The sequence below is a fragment of the Paenibacillus sp. EKM206P genome, from assembly GCF_011066155.1.
In the GTDB taxonomy this organism is placed as follows: Bacteria; Bacillota; Bacilli; order Paenibacillales; family Paenibacillaceae; genus Paenibacillus; species Paenibacillus polymyxa_D.
Genome location: NZ_JAAMNQ010000013.1, coordinates 108,420 through 124,215, shown reverse-complemented (window position 1 = coordinate 124,215; position 15,796 = coordinate 108,420). Strand labels below are relative to the sequence as shown.

At 42.5% G+C, this 15,796-nt stretch carries 12 protein-coding genes and 4 pseudogenes; 8 read left to right on the top strand and 8 right to left on the bottom strand.

Annotation, left to right across the window (positions count from 1 at the left end; translation table 11 throughout):
• Positions 1 to 165 precede the first annotated feature (165 nt).
• From G9G53_RS21785 to G9G53_RS21775, 3 genes are all read right to left on the bottom strand, one after another.
• Positions 166 to 2,232, bottom strand: a complete 2,067-nt coding sequence (locus G9G53_RS21785) for a thioredoxin domain-containing protein (RefSeq protein WP_165150176.1) — start codon at positions 2,230 to 2,232, stop codon at positions 166 to 168.
• 97 nt (positions 2,233 to 2,329) lie between these two features.
• Entirely contained in the window at positions 2,330 to 3,328 is a 999-nt protein-coding gene (locus G9G53_RS21780; protein ID WP_165150174.1) for an alpha/beta hydrolase fold domain-containing protein, read from the bottom strand.
• Positions 3,329 to 3,631: 303 nt separating this feature from the next.
• Entirely contained in the window at positions 3,632 to 3,901 is a 270-nt protein-coding gene (locus G9G53_RS21775; RefSeq protein WP_165150172.1) for a CD3324 family protein, read from the bottom strand.
• 687 nt (positions 3,902 to 4,588) lie between these two features.
• Here G9G53_RS21775 and G9G53_RS21770 point away from each other — a divergent pair.
• Positions 4,589 to 5,119, top strand: coding sequence for a DUF4303 domain-containing protein (locus tag G9G53_RS21770; protein WP_165150170.1), 531 nt, complete (start codon positions 4,589 to 4,591; stop codon positions 5,117 to 5,119).
• A gap of 624 nt (positions 5,120 to 5,743) precedes the next feature.
• Here G9G53_RS21770 and G9G53_RS21765 read toward each other — a convergent pair.
• Complete coding sequence (locus G9G53_RS21765) at positions 5,744 to 6,469, bottom strand: RNA polymerase sigma factor (protein WP_165150168.1); 726 nt, start codon at positions 6,467 to 6,469, stop codon at positions 5,744 to 5,746.
• Between the two features lie 198 nt (positions 6,470 to 6,667).
• Between G9G53_RS21765 and clpP the strand changes: the two genes are divergently transcribed.
• The 3 genes and pseudogenes from clpP to G9G53_RS21750 form a co-directional block, all read left to right on the top strand.
• The gene (gene clpP, locus G9G53_RS21760; protein ID WP_013310269.1) at positions 6,668 to 7,252 is read left to right on the top strand and encodes an ATP-dependent Clp endopeptidase proteolytic subunit ClpP; all 585 of its coding nucleotides are present in this window, start codon (positions 6,668 to 6,670) and stop codon (positions 7,250 to 7,252) included.
• A 57-nt stretch (positions 7,253 to 7,309) separates the two neighbouring features.
• Positions 7,310 to 7,516 carry a hypothetical protein gene (locus G9G53_RS21755; protein ID WP_039275041.1) on the top strand — a complete coding sequence of 69 codons (207 nt, stop codon included), beginning with the start codon at positions 7,310 to 7,312 and terminating at the stop codon, positions 7,514 to 7,516.
• Positions 7,517 to 7,604: 88 nt separating this feature from the next.
• Positions 7,605 to 8,144, top strand: a pseudogene (locus G9G53_RS21750) (MBL fold metallo-hydrolase); the annotation flags it as partial.
• 53 nt (positions 8,145 to 8,197) lie between these two features.
• Here the strand turns inward: G9G53_RS21750 and G9G53_RS21745 are convergent.
• Positions 8,198 to 8,977, bottom strand: a pseudogene (locus G9G53_RS21745) (glycoside hydrolase family 16 protein); the annotation flags it as partial.
• Between the two features lie 658 nt (positions 8,978 to 9,635).
• A complete protein-coding gene (locus tag G9G53_RS21740) occupies positions 9,636 to 11,138 on the bottom strand; it encodes an alpha/beta hydrolase family protein (protein WP_165150162.1) in 1,503 nt (500 codons plus the stop codon).
• 429 nt (positions 11,139 to 11,567) lie between these two features.
• Here G9G53_RS21740 and G9G53_RS21735 point away from each other — a divergent pair.
• Positions 11,568 to 11,968, top strand: a pseudogene (locus G9G53_RS21735) (MBL fold metallo-hydrolase); the annotation flags it as partial.
• A gap of 169 nt (positions 11,969 to 12,137) precedes the next feature.
• Here the strand turns inward: G9G53_RS21735 and G9G53_RS21730 are convergent.
• Positions 12,138 to 12,713 carry a TetR/AcrR family transcriptional regulator gene (locus tag G9G53_RS21730; protein WP_069011159.1) on the bottom strand — a complete coding sequence of 192 codons (576 nt, stop codon included), beginning with the start codon at positions 12,711 to 12,713 and terminating at the stop codon, positions 12,138 to 12,140.
• A gap of 146 nt (positions 12,714 to 12,859) precedes the next feature.
• Here G9G53_RS21730 and G9G53_RS21725 point away from each other — a divergent pair.
• Positions 12,860 to 13,298, top strand: a pseudogene (locus G9G53_RS21725) (alpha/beta hydrolase); the annotation flags it as partial.
• A 179-nt stretch (positions 13,299 to 13,477) separates the two neighbouring features.
• On the opposite strand, the gene G9G53_RS21720 reads toward G9G53_RS21725, so the two are convergent.
• A complete protein-coding gene (locus G9G53_RS21720) occupies positions 13,478 to 14,416 on the bottom strand; it encodes a VanZ family protein (RefSeq protein WP_165150160.1) in 939 nt (312 codons plus the stop codon).
• A 191-nt stretch (positions 14,417 to 14,607) separates the two neighbouring features.
• Between G9G53_RS21720 and G9G53_RS21715 the strand changes: the two genes are divergently transcribed.
• Together G9G53_RS21715 and G9G53_RS21710 are read left to right on the top strand one after the other, a co-directional pair.
• Positions 14,608 to 15,135, top strand: a complete 528-nt coding sequence (locus tag G9G53_RS21715; protein WP_165150158.1) for a transposase — start codon at positions 14,608 to 14,610, stop codon at positions 15,133 to 15,135.
• A 1-nt stretch (position 15,136) separates the two neighbouring features.
• Positions 15,137 to 15,796, top strand: coding sequence for a transposase (locus G9G53_RS21710; protein WP_203055981.1), 660 nt, complete (start codon positions 15,137 to 15,139; stop codon positions 15,794 to 15,796).

Genomic DNA, 15,796 nt, shown 5'->3' with positions numbered 1-15,796 from the left:
AAAAAATGCAGTATAGATGTTAAGAAAGTGTTAGTTTCATCTCACTATACCTACCACTTAACATGAAAATAATCCCCCTGAAGGTAGCAAACATAGGGTCATTTTTGAAAATCGCCATATATTTTCTACTCCCAAGGGGATTAGGTTCGATCGCTTTATTCAGTTCTAATCCAACAACACCTTCAGATCTTCGAGCCTGGTAACAGGTGCCTGACAGGTAAAATGCTCACACACATATACGGCTGATTTGCCTTCCACAAGATCATAATCACGGATATAAGGAGCCGTCTCTGCAATCTCCGACTGTCCTTCATCCTTCAAAATAACGACCGTATTCGGCCTGAACCCAGCTCGAACCGCCTGAATGAACTGTACGGTCTGCGGATCATCCCTGTGACCCACAATCACAATCTCCTTCGTCGTTCCCGTCGCATACAACAACGCGCTGAGCAACGCGGAGTGGCCTGACGGGTAATGAGCAACCATACCGCCAAAAGCCTTAAACTGCTTGGCTGCATAGTTCTCCAATCCAGATTCACCCGTTAGCCGCGCAAGCCGCACAAAATTATAGGCCGCAATGCTGTTACCTGACGGAATGGCTCCGTCATCAATTTCTTTAGGCTTGGCAATGAGCTGCTCACTATCTGACCCATAAAAGAATAATCCGTCCTGTTCCTCATCCCAGAACAAATCGATCATATTTTGATTGAGCGTCAATGCCCGTTGCAGATATTGTACATCGAAGGTCGCCTGATATAGCTCGATCAAGCCCCACACATAAAAAGCATAATCATCCACATAACCGGGATAAGCTGCCTCGCCGTCCCGATAACGCGCCAACAGCCGTCCGTCCTCCTGTCTCAAATGGTTCCACAAAAACGTCTCCGCTTTCTGAGCTTGCTCTGTATATCTCGTGTCTCCAAAAGCTTGTCCTGCCTTCGCCAGTGCAGCAATCATCAATCCGTTCCACGAGGTCAAAATCTTGTCATCTTTGTGAGGATGAACCCGTTGTTCTCTGGCAGCAAACAGCTTGGCCCGTAGCTCACTAACCCGCTGCTCCAGTTCCTGCTCAGTCAAGTCATGCTTGATCCTATAGGCTTCCAGATTGATATCAATCAGGTTTGGAATGTTGTGACCTTCAAAATTGCCGTAAGGTGTAATCCCATACAAATCGTTGAAAAAGGCGGCATCCTTATCGCCTAGTACAGCCTTTACCTCAGAGTCGTCCCAGACATAGAATCTCCCCTCTTCTCCTTCGGAATCCGCATCCTCCGCCGAATAAAAGGCACCACCTGCATCCGTCATGTCCCTTGCGATATATGTAAAGATTTGTTCTGTAATCCGTCGGTACAGTTCCTTGCCTGTCACCTGCCAAGCCTCTGTATACGCGATGGCCAACAGAGCATTGTCATATAGCATTTTTTCAAAATGCGGCACCAACCACTTCTCATCGACGGAGTATCGTGAGAACCCCATGCCTATATGGTCGTAGATTCCGCCCCGGGACATCGCATCCAGCGTCTTCTCTGCCATTTCCAGTGCCTGTTGATTCCCCGTATGCTGTGCATATCGCAGCAAAAAAGACAGGTTATGCGGAGAAGGAAACTTGGGTGCTTCCCCGAAGCCGCCATATTCCTTATCGAAGGTGTGGCTGTATTCATGGAAAGCTTTAGTCAAGCTCTGTTCATCCAGTTCACCCCGATAACCCGCAAGCAAGTCCTGCCGCTCATGCTCGATCAGTACCTGCTCACTCAACTCCACCAGCTCTTCCGGCTGTTCTTTCCACCGGGTACCCACCTTGCCAAGCAGCTCCAACAGTCCGACACGGCCAAACTTCTGCTCCTTGGGCAAATACGTCCCCGCAAAAAAAGGTTTCTGATCCGGCGTCATCAATATCGTCAGTGGCCAGCCTCCATGCCCCGTCATCGTCTGGCAGATGGACATATAGATATGATCCACATCTGGACGTTCTTCACGATCCACCTTAATGGATACGTAATCCCTGTTTAATACCTCAGCCACTTCTTCATCCTCGAAAGATTCTCTCCCCATTACATGGCACCAATGGCAAGTGGAATAGCCAACAGATAGGAAAATAGGCTTGTTATCACGTTTAGCCATTTCAAAAGCCTCATCTGACCAAGGGAACCAATTTACCGGATTGTGAGCATGCTGTAGCAAATACGGTGATTTTTCCTTGGATAGTCTATTCGGTTTGCTGCTCGTTGTCATGGGACATCACCACTTCCGTAGTTGAATTTTATACTTGGTACTATTTTACCCTAAATGGGTGGTAAAAGTCGGAAGAGATGAAAAAAGATAATGAATCTCAAGCATTATACTCATTAGAATTTATATCAAAGATCTCGAGAGCTTTCAGTAAGGCGTATTCACTTGTTCTGGCCCCTTCTTTTGAAAAATGTGCATCCGGAAACGCGGGCGACATATGATGGTACCCGGGATAGACATGTAATTCCACTAAGACTCCATCAAAGGCCAATTGTTTTGCAAAAAACAAGGATTCATCAATGAATAAATCAATGGTACCTATATTTATATAAGTCGGTGGTAATCCGGCCAATGACTTAGCACGAGCCGGCACATAATACTCACTTACCTCCTCCTGACCCGGTTCATCCCCCAATACAGATTTCCAGCCAAAATAATTACTTTGTTTTGTCCAAATAAACTCTCCTGCGTATGGGTGCTCTGGTGCGGTACTTGTGCGATCATCTAGCATTGGCCTCATTAATCTTAGATGATGGATTTCGAATTCCTTCTGATCACGAATGTACAAGGCTAGGCCAGCCGCCAAACCGCCGCCAGCGCTGCTGCCCCCTACGGCAACTTTCTGAGTATCTATCCCTAACTCTTCCGCATGTTCAATGCACCATTTTAGGCCCGAATAACAATCCTGTAACTGACTTGGCTGTACATGCTCTGGTGCTAGGCGATAGTACACGGATACGCAACAGAAACCATGTTGTGCCGCAAGAGATGCATTAGCAGGACGATCCACGACTGGATTTCCTAAGACCATCCCGCCTCCGTGTATCGAATAATATAGAGGCATCTTATGATGCTTTGATTGTTTGGGCTTAATGATTTCGATTTGAATATCTGGACCATTAAAATAACTTGGCACAATCTTTTTTTCTAATGTAATGGGGAACATCTGCGTTACATCTATTTGTTGCATCATTTGAGATTGATTTTTACGTGCTTCCATTAGTGTAGATTCGGTAAGATCGGTTGTTGGTATTAAATCAACTGCACTGATAATTTCTGGATCAATCAAATGTCTACTTCTACTTTTTTGTTCCCTCATAGTAATCTTTTCCTCACTTTCTTGTTTTAAAGACAATGAATCAATACATATTTCCCTTCAATTGTTGTTGTCGTTTATATTTATATTTTAAGTTTAAAATCAGCTTTATAAATGAAAACAACGAGTTAGAATCATTTTTGACATAAAAATTATAAAAAAAATGGAATGCCAAAAAAGTATTTCGGAATCTGGCTGTGGGAATGCGAAGGCACATCAAACCTTTTACCAAACAAAAAGACGCGACCGGATTGGTCGTTCATAGCGATTATCCGGTCGCGTCTTAAGCTATCACGTTATGTCCATCTACTTTTTATGTGAATAAACAATTTTCTTAATGGTTTCGGTAGAGAGGAAAAACTCATCAGCTAATTGCTCGATACTGCTTCTATTTTGAAAAGCATTTCTGATTGCGGCATTTCGCTGTTCTAGCAACCATCTCCCGCCACTCAAGCTTCCCCAATCCATATATTCCGTTTTTGGCTTAGGAATATACAGAGTCTCTCCTTGAACATATTTTTGGATTTCTATAATTAATTCTTGAGGTAAAACTTTGGAAGCATTCGTATATCTCAATTTTACTCGCCCCTTATTTTGATTTTTTAAAATAAGGGGCAAAGCCAAAAATATTAAAAAGCTTATTCAGCGTTAAAAATTGTTTCGCCCCATACAAAGTAACGCTTTCTTAATAATTGGCTTTGCATGAGTGTAAGAAGTCACAGACAATCCTAACAGATTCTCCATCAGTAGGCACCCCCTTTTACCTCGCAAGTATAGCATAACTTCTGCTCACCTGGGACCAGCTAAATGATATCAGCAAAAAGCAAGCGATTAAAAATTGAGCTGTTAGATAGCTGATTTTAAATACTAACCATGAATACGAACCACATAAATCTGTAGATTAATGCCACTAGCCCTACAATGCCCAACAAGCAGAAAAGTAAAAGCATAAGAACAAATTTTTTACCATCCATAACCGACTCCCCAATACTTTTTCCAGAGTGTGAGACACACTTTCTAACTTAGCTTCCGAATAAAAATTTGAAATTAAGTGCATTTATCCAGCTGAACAGGAGTCCCCGTTATCCTAAGAGCGGCTTCTAGATGTTACGGATTTACACTTTCTGCTTGGCTAGCCTGTCTTGCGTTTATTTTTTTCATTGCAAATCTTGCTATTGGCTGAGCATGGTAGGCTACACGAGTCGTGCCAATAATGATAATGTATAATCAAGCATAAGACTCATAAAGGAGCATATGAACCAGATGAACAATTTTTTGAATGAATTTGAGGAAAGATTTAGGGCAGGATTTTTGGATGATCTTAAAAGCACACTGAAAGAAGTGAAGAATGAGAAGGTTTACGCCTGTGCTTTTGGCACAGACAGCGATTTTGTCACCTTGTTTCTAGCTGTTAATACAGAGGAATCCCTTGTTAGACATATCACAAACATGAAAGCCGAAGGCCTGTGCGACAGCAAGGAAGATGAAAATTATTATAGATGGGGATTTTGCGAATATCAATATGGCGATGCAACACACTTGAATCATATTAGCAAATTTCTATATGCAACCGAAAATGTGTTTGATTATAAAGATGAAATGATAAAAATTATGGCCAAGGTAGTTAAGGAAACAGACGAGGTGCTTTTCAATCAATTTGGTCAAGCCAAAGAAGATATTATTTTTTTCGTGTCCATGACGGATGATGATATGGCCGAGGAACTCGAAGATCAGTCTGTAATTCAGATGACAAACGCCAAACTAGTTGATGGCTTCTTGCATCGTTATCAATAGAAATACAGTTTGAAATATTACACTCATTTCGTTCAGGTAGTTGCTTTAATTCGCAATTTGCTTGTCCCATGCATCGATTGATTACGTATCCTTTTCATTTGGTGTATCCCCATTAGATACGAATAAACCTATTTCTCCTCATGGTTCGAGTTGAAATAAGTTTATTTAAAGCTTTCATCCAGATGAACAGGAATTCTTACCATTCAACTTCTTCAAATAATCGGAAAACCATCTTTTTTTCAAATTCATCTAAAGTTCTAAATCCAGATATTTCTTCTTTCTTTTCTCCAAGTTTTATCAAGTCGCTATTGCTAGGTCTCCCACCTTATAATAACCTAATAGTTTATCTTGGGGTTCCCTTTTTAATGATAATTCACTTAATTTTTTTATCATTTTCTCTGTACGGAAGCCTTCTTTTCCTATCTGTGTCATTGCATGATATAAGACTATGGGGTTATTATCTTCTAACAAATTTTCTAATTCACCTATTTGAACCTTCCCCTTCCGCTATCTTCTTTAATATACTTCATTTTAATCCCGGCTAAGAGCTATAAATTGGAATGACCGGGAAAATGTTTTATCAGAAATAACCACTATGATGAGTTCCACATTTCTCTTCGCAAACTACGCCGCTATCATACTCATGGTATGGGAATCCGTTTGTTTTACTGAAGCGAGACTCCGGTGCAGCTTATGATTAACGATTCCGATTACCACGTCCGGCTCCATTACATCCTGATGGGAGAGCATAACCAATGTTGCAATATCCCCCCTATGATATGCCGCTGTCAACGTTCTCAGAAAAGTTTTCGAGTTTTCACTTTCCGGTAAGGATAACTCTCCTTTGAGGAGATCCTCCTTGACTGCTTCAAGCGATTTTCGTGCCCGGTGGAGTGCAACTTTTACCGCTCCCTCCGTTGTTTTGAGCATGTCGGATGTTTCACTAATCGAAAATGCGAACACATCTCGCAGCAAAAAGACAGTTCTCTGAAGCGGTGATAGATGATTCATTAAGGACTGCAACGCTATCTCAATTTCAAAAGTTCCATGATCCGGCACAGTTACTTTCGCTTGTTCTCTATTCAATACCCGACTGTAGACTGCTTTTCTCCGTATCTCATCAATCCAGGTGTTCTTCGCAATCCGCAGCAAAAGCGCTTTGGGGTTTGTATGTTCGAAATTGTTTAACTTTCCTAATGCTTTTACCCAAGTATCCTGAGCCAATTCTTCCGCATCCCAATTTGATTTCGTAAGCGACAGACAGTAACGCTTCAGGACTGCCTGTAATTCCTCCAAGTTCTCGATGTTTATTGTATTATCTGTCATTTGTATAGAATCATCTATGCGCATAGGTCCTCTCCTCCACGGTCTTATTCTGCCCTTTCCTAGAGCAAAGCCTTTGTTACCTCCAATGTAAACGAACAAGTGGTTGTAAAAGTTACACCATTTACGCAAATCGTTTTCCCATTGAAACCTCCGTATCTTTTTACGGCCTCGGTTCGTTTACAAGGAGAAATCAACTGAAAACAGGAAATTGGGGGTATCAAAATGAGTGTTTATGTTCCTTATGTTGTTGAGCAAACTGCTCAAGGTGAAAGATCGTACGATATCTATTCCAGACTATTAAAGGATCGTATTGTGTTTGTCGGGGCAGCCATCGATGATCATTTGGCTAACAGTATTATTGCTCAATTATTGTTCCTGGCGGCAGAAGATCCGGAAAAAGAAATTTACATGTATATCAACAGCCCGGGTGGCTCTACTTCCGCAGGATTTGCCATCTATGATACGATGCAGTACATCAAACCTGATGTACACACGATATGTACGGGATTCGCTGCTTCGTTTGGCGCGATCCTGTTGCTAGCGGGCGCCAAAGGGAAACGTTCGGCGTTGCCGAACAGTGAAATCATGATCCATCAGCCGCACGGCGGCGCACAAGGTCAGGCCAGCGATATTGCGATCAGCGCAAAACGAATTTTATGGACTCGTGAAAAGGCAACCCGTATCACAGCTGAACGGACCGGACAATCTTTTGAAAAAGTCGAAAAAGATATGGACCGGGATTTTTACATGTCCGCTCAGGAGGCACTGGAATATGGTGTTATTGATCAGGTGATCACTTCTTTATAGAGTATGCTCAAACCCTAATGATCCGCAAGAAACTTTAAGAAAATATGAGGTGATATCATGTTAGCAAGTTTACAAGGTAAGGAAGTAACTATTCATTTTATAGATGGGGCAAATGTATGCGACGGGATATTGGATCAGATTGACGACAAGTTCGTTAAATATCTTACGCAATATCAAACGCTTGTTATTCCTATCACATCTATTCGCACCGTATCCATTGACATTAAGGAACGGCAACGCCATAGAGTTGGATTCGCCCCTTGAACCTATTTTAGTATGGGTGTCAATTACATTGTACGGAGGCCCTATATTATGTAAATTTTACAGGGAGTAGAAATGCTTCAGCTAAGACGTGTCGTTCGACAAACTAAAAGCTGTGATTTTGACACATCATGATGTCGATCATATAGGTTGTCTTCCTGAGATTTTGCAGGAGTGTGGCGATCATATTAAAGTCTATGCACACGAACTGGATAAGCCGTATATTCAAGGGGAGATCCCACTTTTAAAAGATAGTCACCTTGTGCATCGCCCGAAGGGCAAAGTGGACGATACCTTAATAGATGGTCAGGAACTGCCGTTTTGCGGCAGGATTCACGTCATCCATACGCCTGGGCATACACCTGGTCATATCAGTCTTTATTTAAGGCAAAGTAAGACTCTTATAGCCGGGGATTCGATGTACAGTGTAAGCGGGGTTCTCGGGGGAATTCATGTTCCGACCACACCGGATATGGATGCAGCTCGTCTTTCATTGAAAAAGTATTTAGATCTCGATATTGCATCCGTAGTTTGTTATCACGGGGGATTAAGTAATGTACATGTGAATGATCAGATATTAGGACTTAGTGGCGAGTTAATTTATAGCGAATTGAAGCAACCCCGTAAATGACCGGGGTTGCTTTTATAATGTTCATATGAATTGTATCTAATGCCCACACTTTATTGATAGACACGCACGTAATCGACTAGCATTTGGGACGGGAACTGCGTCGAGTTATTGGGAGCACCAGGCCAGTTTCCGCCGACCGCTAGGTTCAGGAGAATAAAGAACGGCTGCTGAAATTCTTCGGTGTTCCCGGTTCCGTTCTCTATATAAAATTCATTGAACTGCTGTCCGTCGACAAACCAGCGGATATACTTGGAGTCCCACTCGATGCTATACACATGGTATTGGGAAAAATCCAGATTGCCCGATACCCGCCCAAAGTCAGCGTGGCCTCCCGCATCCCAATGCACAGTACCGTTCACAGAAGGATTGTTGTTTACACGTTCCATAATGTCGATTTCTCCGCATTTCGGCCAACCTACCGAGCTGATGTTGCTGCCTAACATCCAGAAAGCTGGCCATATCCCTTGACCGGACGGTAACTTGATGCGCGCTTCTACTTTCCCATAAGTAAATTTTTTCAAGTCTTGAGTTTTGATCCGGGCAGAGGTGTAATTCATTCCGCCATAAGCTTCTTTTTGTGCCGTAATCACCAGATTGCCTCCGGTAACCTGCAAATTCTGCGTACGGTTGGTATAGTACTGCAGTTCATTGTTTCCCCATCCGCCGCTTCCGGTACCGATTTCAGGGGTCCAATTGGACCGGTTTAACGAAGTTCCATTAAATTCGTCGCTCCACACAAGATTCGAGTTCGGTGCTGCGCTTGTATGCATTTCTGGAAGCAGAACGATTAGGAGACTGAGCAGCGCAACCGCACATAATCCTTTTCTTAGCATTAGTTCCCTCCTCAATAATAATAATCCAGGTTCTTAGACACTTCAGAAAAATAAGCCTTCAAGCGGTATTGACCATTGAAACGGGGATCACCTCTCTTTATATTTTTCTTCTTGGACAGCTCATAAGTTAGAATCGTAGATAGACGATTGAAAAAATATACCGCTCAAGCAGGAGTATAATGGAAACAAAATCCATATTCAACCTATATTTAAGTTTTTTTCACAAAAATCACTTCCCCATCTAGATAAAGTCGGTCTTTATAAATCAATAAGAAATTTAACAGCCATTAAAACAAACGTAGTAGCACGTATCGCACCGGACACGGTGTAGCGCTGGCGGTCATCTACGATTACCAGAAGACACGTGGCGGCGAGCATCCACAAATCTTCTTATCCGGAGGAAACCTTCCCCCTCAATTCCGTACAACTCATAGCGATGTCGCCACTTCACTAAGGTGGTAACGCTGTGTTATGTTTTTTTGCTACTTCCACACGGCTGCTCTGTCCTGCTTTTAACTCCTGTATGATGGCTAGTTTCTCAATCGCATTGTATTCGTTTTTCTTAGACAAAATAAAACTCCCCTTCAAGCAGCGGTTTATTTATTAAACCTGTCTACTTGAAGGGGAGCATATCAAAATCGGTACTCTGTTCCGTAATTTATAATAGCGAGGTTACGAACTTCACCTCCGGAAAGCGGTTATCCGGTCCTTTCATTAAGATTCCGCCTTGATTTTTCAGATACCTATCGAAGAAATCCAGCATATAGGCATTGATAACGGAGTTCGCTCTTTCGGGCGCAATCTTTCCTGTAATGCCCAGCATTTTGAAAATCGGAGAAATGAACTGTACGTCGGTAAAATTCAAATGCTCCGTATTTTCGATATAGAGGACTTGTCCTCCTTCGTCGACCGTTTCGCGCATCCGTTCAAGCTCCAACTTTTTATCTTCCGTTACTTGATCCTCCCACTCTCTTGTTGATCCCATACGGTTAAGCTCTGCATCCGTGTAGACCCGGTTATCCATCACCATTTTCAATTTTTCGAAATAGCTTTCCGAGTTGATGAACAAAAACGGCTTTCGTAGACCCTCTCTGTCACGCAGTCGATAAAGCCCTCCATCAAGGTCTATTCCAGCCGTGATTCGCGGATCATAAGAAGCGTCATAGGCCGTCGCTCCGCCGATGGAATGACCGAACGTCCCGACATGACCGAGATCAATCCTCCCTTTTAGATGACTTGGAATCAACCCCGATTGGATGAGCTCGAATTGGTCCAACGCAAACGCCACATCGCCGGTTAAAACTTTTCCCAACTTGTCGCGATTTCCTCTACTCGTCTGGTAATCATGGTCGGGCGAGAATAAGTCGTTGGTTGTGCTGGTCGTGATTCGCCCGTCCGGAAACTCGGTTGCAAATGTATTGTAGGTATGGTCGATCACTGCCACGATATATCCATGACTCGCGAGATTTTCGGCTTGCGACGTGTGAAGAAACCTGGAAGAGCCGTTGCCGGGATTCGCAAGGATCAGCGTGTATGAAGTCTGTGCCGAAGAGACTTCGGCCCCCGAATAAGCATGACTGGATACGTACTTCAGGTGTTGAAACGTAAACTCGGGAAGGCCATAGTTCGCGGCCATATAACGTAAAATCTGGGTATCGGGAATAAAGGGAGCGTACTTGCCGGTGCTAGCTTGAGCCGGATACCAGACCTGAACCATCAATTCTCTCTTACCCTCTCTGGCTTCGTCGAAAATCTCTTCCCTATTTGTATCCACGAAATGAAAAGTTTGCGTTCCTACCTTAAATTCGCCTGTCGGTTCAGGTAGTTTAAATACAGGAAAAGCATACATGAGACCCGCTGTTGCGACCAGCATTATTGCTATAGCGGTATAAGCTGAACCCAACATGAATCGTGGGATTTTTTTGGGACCGTTTTTTTTAAAATAGCTATAACCTGAAATGGCTAAAAAAATGATCGTTATGCAATATGGGAAAAATAGCTGAACTCTGTATCCTTCCACCGTCCAATGAATGACCAGTAAAAGTGTGGCAATCCCGCTTGCAACGAATACTGGAATTCTACGCCGTCCTTTTTTTAATAGTACGGTTAATGCAAATAAGCCGATGTTTGACAATAAAAGCAACAGTTCAAACAGCCTCATCTCGATTCTCCTTTCAAAAAATTTCTATTTTCGTTTGTTCTAATCTTATCCTGCCAGGCTGGCCTAAGCTATCGATTTGCCTTACATCAACCTAACAATTTTGTAATTCGATCTTGCGGTATTGGAAGACTCGTAAAACCAAGGATGAATCAGGAAATACCAATAAGTATGTGGTTAATACATCACAGACTTATAACGACTATGGTAGTATCACAAGCGCTGTTGACGTGTTGGGTGTACCAACAACGTACACCTATGATGCAACGTTGCATTTACTTGTTGGTGTTCTCGAAACCAATTTCTGTGACTCAAACACAATATACGGAATATGTACGTGATGCAGTTCACGGCAATGTGACAAAAATTCGTGTTCGTGAAGTCCGATATTATGGAAATTTCACAGGGAGTAGAAAATGCTTCAGCTAAGACGTGTCGTTCGGCCAACTAAAAGCTGTGATTTTGACGCATCAGGATGTCGATCATATAGGTTGTCTTCCTGAGATTTTGCAGGAGTGTGGCAATCATATCAAAGTCTATGCACACGAACTAGATAAGCCGTATATTCAGGGGGATATCCCCCTTTTAAAAGATAGTCACCTTGAGATCCCTCGAAAGGCAAAGTAAGACTCTTATTGCCGGGGATTCGATGTATAGTGTAAACGGGATTCTGGGGGGGGATTCATGTCCCGACCACACCGGATGTGGGTGCAGCTCGTCTCTCATTGAAAAAGTATTTAGATCTCGACATTACATCCGTAGTTTGTTATCACGGGGGATTAAGTAATGTACATGTGAATGATCAGATATTAGGACTTACCCAAGGATTATAAAGTTAAAGTTCCAGCAAGCTACCTTTTCGTGAAACGATGTTGTTAGCGTAGAAGAATTGAACCAGTGCTTCAATTCTCCTACTGTTTCCTCCCTTCAACCCCTTCTTTAAAGTTTATTTCTGCAACCCATTGATGATTTATCAGTCATAAAAACATCACTCCACGCGTGCTAACTTGTATATAGATCAGACTTTAACTGATTAAAAATGTATTCTTGCATTTGATCTAAAAGAAGAATGATGTTAGTATCTTTGCCATTTTTCAAAACCCACTGAATAGACGTCATTGAGTTAGCAGCATATAGTTCAGCTAAATACTCCAATGCGATCGAAGTTGAAGAATTCTGTTGCTTTAAATAATCTAAACAAGTCCGAAACAAAATTTGTTCAAATTCTTTACGTAAATCGGCGGATATTTCATGAACGGTTAACAATGTTGAAATTTCCATCTTATTTTTAATCATTTGATCGGTTACAAGTTCTATGGCGTTTGCCACCTTGCCATCTTCCATGGAATCAAAACGCTGCTCAATTTCAACTTTAAAATCAGAAGCATACTGTTTAACTATCTTTTCTAGCAAGTCGTACTTATCCAAATAATGACTATAAAACGTAGAACGTCCGATAAGGGATTGATCACAAATTTTTTTGATCGTAATATCTTTAAAATCATGTTGTTGGAGTAATTCAATGAAAGCTCGCTCAATAGCTATTTTTGTTTTATAAATTCTGATATCTTCATTCATTTAACCACTTGCTCCTTATGTGTAAGTTTTCGAACACTTCATATATACCGTGTAAGATATCTTACAGATTATGCGATACTAATTATTTTTTATGTAGTAACTATACTCTATAGTAAGCACATACCCAAATTGAAGGAGGACAATATATGTTTAAATCCTATGTCCATAACGAACAGTTCAATCTTCAAATTAATCGTTTTATCAATGATTATTGATCGAGCACAAGCTGACTTAGAAAAAATGATTCCGAAATTAAAAGACACCCATAGCTGGTATGAAGCTTGGCTCAATTTTGCAAGGGAACGCGAAGACAGCAAGGACTATCACTTAGCCTCAGTCTACTATCAAGCTGCAGAATTTTATCTTGCAACCACAGACCCCAATAAAGAAAAAATGTATCGAAAATATAGAGATACCTTCTATAAAGGCTTTCATGATTTTGATTATGAATCCTACAAGATTCCCTATGAAGACTCCTATCTTCCTGCTGTAAAATTGTTGGCGCCTGGAGCTACGAAGACATTACTTGTCTTTGGTGGGTATGATTCTTACATGGAAGAGATGCTTAAAATGATGAAATTCATGAGGATTCGATCGTTCTCCAGTCCTTCAGCTCCTTTAAAATACCCAATTGGACAACCAACCAGCCTAGGTTATAACCAAGTTTCTGAAAATCCCGATCTCAAAAGTACAAAAAAAACGCTTGAAAACCCAAGCGCTAGGTGTTATTCATGATAAAATGGCGGCGAAATCCCTTTAAGCACTCAGTTCCAGAAATACTGCATCCGCGTATACCCGACATCCCATGCTTTCATGTCGCCCTTAATCGTGATCTTCAGCTCATCCCCCGGCTCAAGCGGAATCTTGAATAGCGAAGGGAACAGATCAGGATTAGTACGCTGAAGTTCTCCAGAATTGCTCATGATCTCCTTGCTATCCCGAGTAACACTGATACTACCGGAATAATCCGTTGGTTCGGGGCATCCGTAATTGAAGGAGAAAATCGTCTGTCCCTCAGACTTGTACGTGAACGTTCTGGAATCTCCGCCTTCAGCGCTATATAGGTTATAGCGGAGCGGTATCTTCTGTCCGTTGATTTGAATACGGTCCGGTTTGTCTCCGGTGGATGAATTGCCCGAGTTGTCCGTCCATTCAGTGATCGCCACAAACGGACCTTCTACTTTAGTTGTTATTTTGTCTACCGCCACCCCTAATCCCCATAAAGCTATAAAAAGAACCATACCCGATATAGCCGTTGCCACCAGATTGCGCCCGAGACTCCGGTAACGGAAACCAAGCTTGCACGCCCCAAAACCGAGGACTGCTCCAATCGAATTCTGAAGAGCGTCGTTGATATCGAAGCTGCCCAGGAATGTAAGGGCCTGGATCGTTTCCAGCACAAGAATCGCGATGAAGAATAAGGTGATGAACCGGACGAAGCTGACCCGGTACAGCCATGGAATCAATATACCGAAAGGAATAAACGCAATAGTGTTCCCGAAAGCCACCATACTCATTAGGCTGGGATGCAGGAGATCAGCTGGAGACGGCAAACTAATGAAGTTCTCGGGCATAAAAATAAAGGTGTAGCTGGAAATTTGCTCCGAAGCCTCTCCTCTGCCGAAAGCGAAGAACATAAAATAAAGTACAATAATGGTATAGACTAAAGTTGCGGTTAGTAAAATCTTGCGTTGTTTGACCATACTTAACTCCTCCACTCTATTTTTCCATCTATCACTATAACCTACTTACCTGTTTCATGAACCCCCCACCCCTTAGCTTGATTAACTTTACTTGCCCAAAATCAGTTCTATGAAATGTAAAAAGAGACACCCTTGACTCTCTGCGTAAAATAGAAGTACCACCAACCACTCCACGCAGAGGAGAACAAGATATGTCTCATACGTATACTTTATCACAACAAAATCATTGGAACAATCGGTCGGAACAATGGAAACTTCCGCTGTATTTCTCAAAACTGGTGCTTCATCACATCAAGCACTTCGTAGACGGTATGCTTTCGACCGGATTTTCAGGTACCTTAACGGATATTCACCGAGAAAGTTTACAGGATCGAGACCGCAGAACCTTGATTCATTTCTTAACTCACGGAAACTGGAACGCGTCTTACCTGAAACGTATTATTCAACATGTCGCTTTCCAGCAGATGAGGGAAATCGCTCAACGAGGTCATGGCCCCTTTTTTGTCATCCTTGACGATACCGTATGTGAAAAACCAAGCCTTCGTCACAGGCTACGCATAGGATTCAAGGGGCTTCGTTTCAACATTCTCATCTCAAAGGTCAGTCCGTCTACGGGCATGTTGTTGTCCAAGCCTTGCTTCGTTCGGGTGACCGGGTTTTCCCCTTTGCCTCAGAACGTTACGATCCGGAAGCAAAAGCAAAATCGATTTGGCTTGTGAAATGATTCGGTCTGTTCCGATGTCGACGTGCCGAACTTATGTTCTAATGGACTCCTGGTATCCGTCTGCTTCAGTACTTCAAACGAGCGCGGAACGTGGCTTTCATGTGATTAGTGGTTTGAAAACGAACCGTATCTTCTACCCTCAAGGCATCCGGCAATCGCTCAAAAACTTTGCTTCCTATATCTCGAAATCGGATACCGTTCTGGTGACGATCGGCTCCTCCGCTTACCGAGTATATCGCTATGAAGGGAAGCTCAATCTCTTGGAAAATGCCGCCCTGCTCCTATGTTGGAAAGATGGAGATGGCTTTGAACCTAAGCAGATGAAGGCCTTTCTGAGCACGGATATTTCACTGAGCAATGAAGAGATTCTATGCTATTACAGCAAACGTTGGGACATTGAAGCGTATTTTCGAACTGCGAAAGTACAACTGGCCATGGATCGTTACCAGGTTCGATCTACTCAGGCGATTGACCGTTACTTGACCCTGCTCATGTTTTCTGCGTTGTATTGCCAGTATGACAGCCAAGGAAGTTTAAACGATGGGTTACATCACTACCGTATCCAGAAAAAGCATGACATGATTGATTATATTTACAACCAAGCCAAAAGCGGGGCAACATTAGACCAAATTAAAACATGGCTAAGCGTTGCATAG

What these genes read in the sequence shown, in the direction of transcription:
- G9G53_RS21785 (WP_165150176.1), bottom strand. Translation starts at nt 2,232, where the DNA reads ATGACAACGAGCAGCAAACCGAATAGACTATCCAAGGAAAAATCACCG.
- G9G53_RS21780 (WP_165150174.1), bottom strand. Translation starts at nt 3,328, where the DNA reads ATGAGGGAACAAAAAAGTAGAAGTAGACATTTGATTGATCCAGAAATT.
- G9G53_RS21770 (WP_165150170.1), top strand. Translation starts at nt 4,589, where the DNA reads ATGAACAATTTTTTGAATGAATTTGAGGAAAGATTTAGGGCAGGATTT.
- G9G53_RS21765 (WP_165150168.1), bottom strand. Translation starts at nt 6,469, where the DNA reads ATGCGCATAGATGATTCTATACAAATGACAGATAATACAATAAACATC.
- clpP (WP_013310269.1), top strand. Translation starts at nt 6,668, where the DNA reads ATGAGTGTTTATGTTCCTTATGTTGTTGAGCAAACTGCTCAAGGTGAA.
- G9G53_RS21755 (WP_039275041.1), top strand. Translation starts at nt 7,310, where the DNA reads ATGTTAGCAAGTTTACAAGGTAAGGAAGTAACTATTCATTTTATAGAT.
- G9G53_RS21740 (WP_165150162.1), bottom strand. Translation starts at nt 11,138, where the DNA reads ATGAGGCTGTTTGAACTGTTGCTTTTATTGTCAAACATCGGCTTATTT.
- G9G53_RS21730 (WP_069011159.1), bottom strand. Translation starts at nt 12,713, where the DNA reads ATGAATGAAGATATCAGAATTTATAAAACAAAAATAGCTATTGAGCGA.
- G9G53_RS21720 (WP_165150160.1), bottom strand. Translation starts at nt 14,416, where the DNA reads ATGGTCAAACAACGCAAGATTTTACTAACCGCAACTTTAGTCTATACC.
- G9G53_RS21715 (WP_165150158.1), top strand. Translation starts at nt 14,608, where the DNA reads ATGTCTCATACGTATACTTTATCACAACAAAATCATTGGAACAATCGG.
- G9G53_RS21710 (WP_203055981.1), top strand. Translation starts at nt 15,137, where the DNA reads ATGATTCGGTCTGTTCCGATGTCGACGTGCCGAACTTATGTTCTAATG.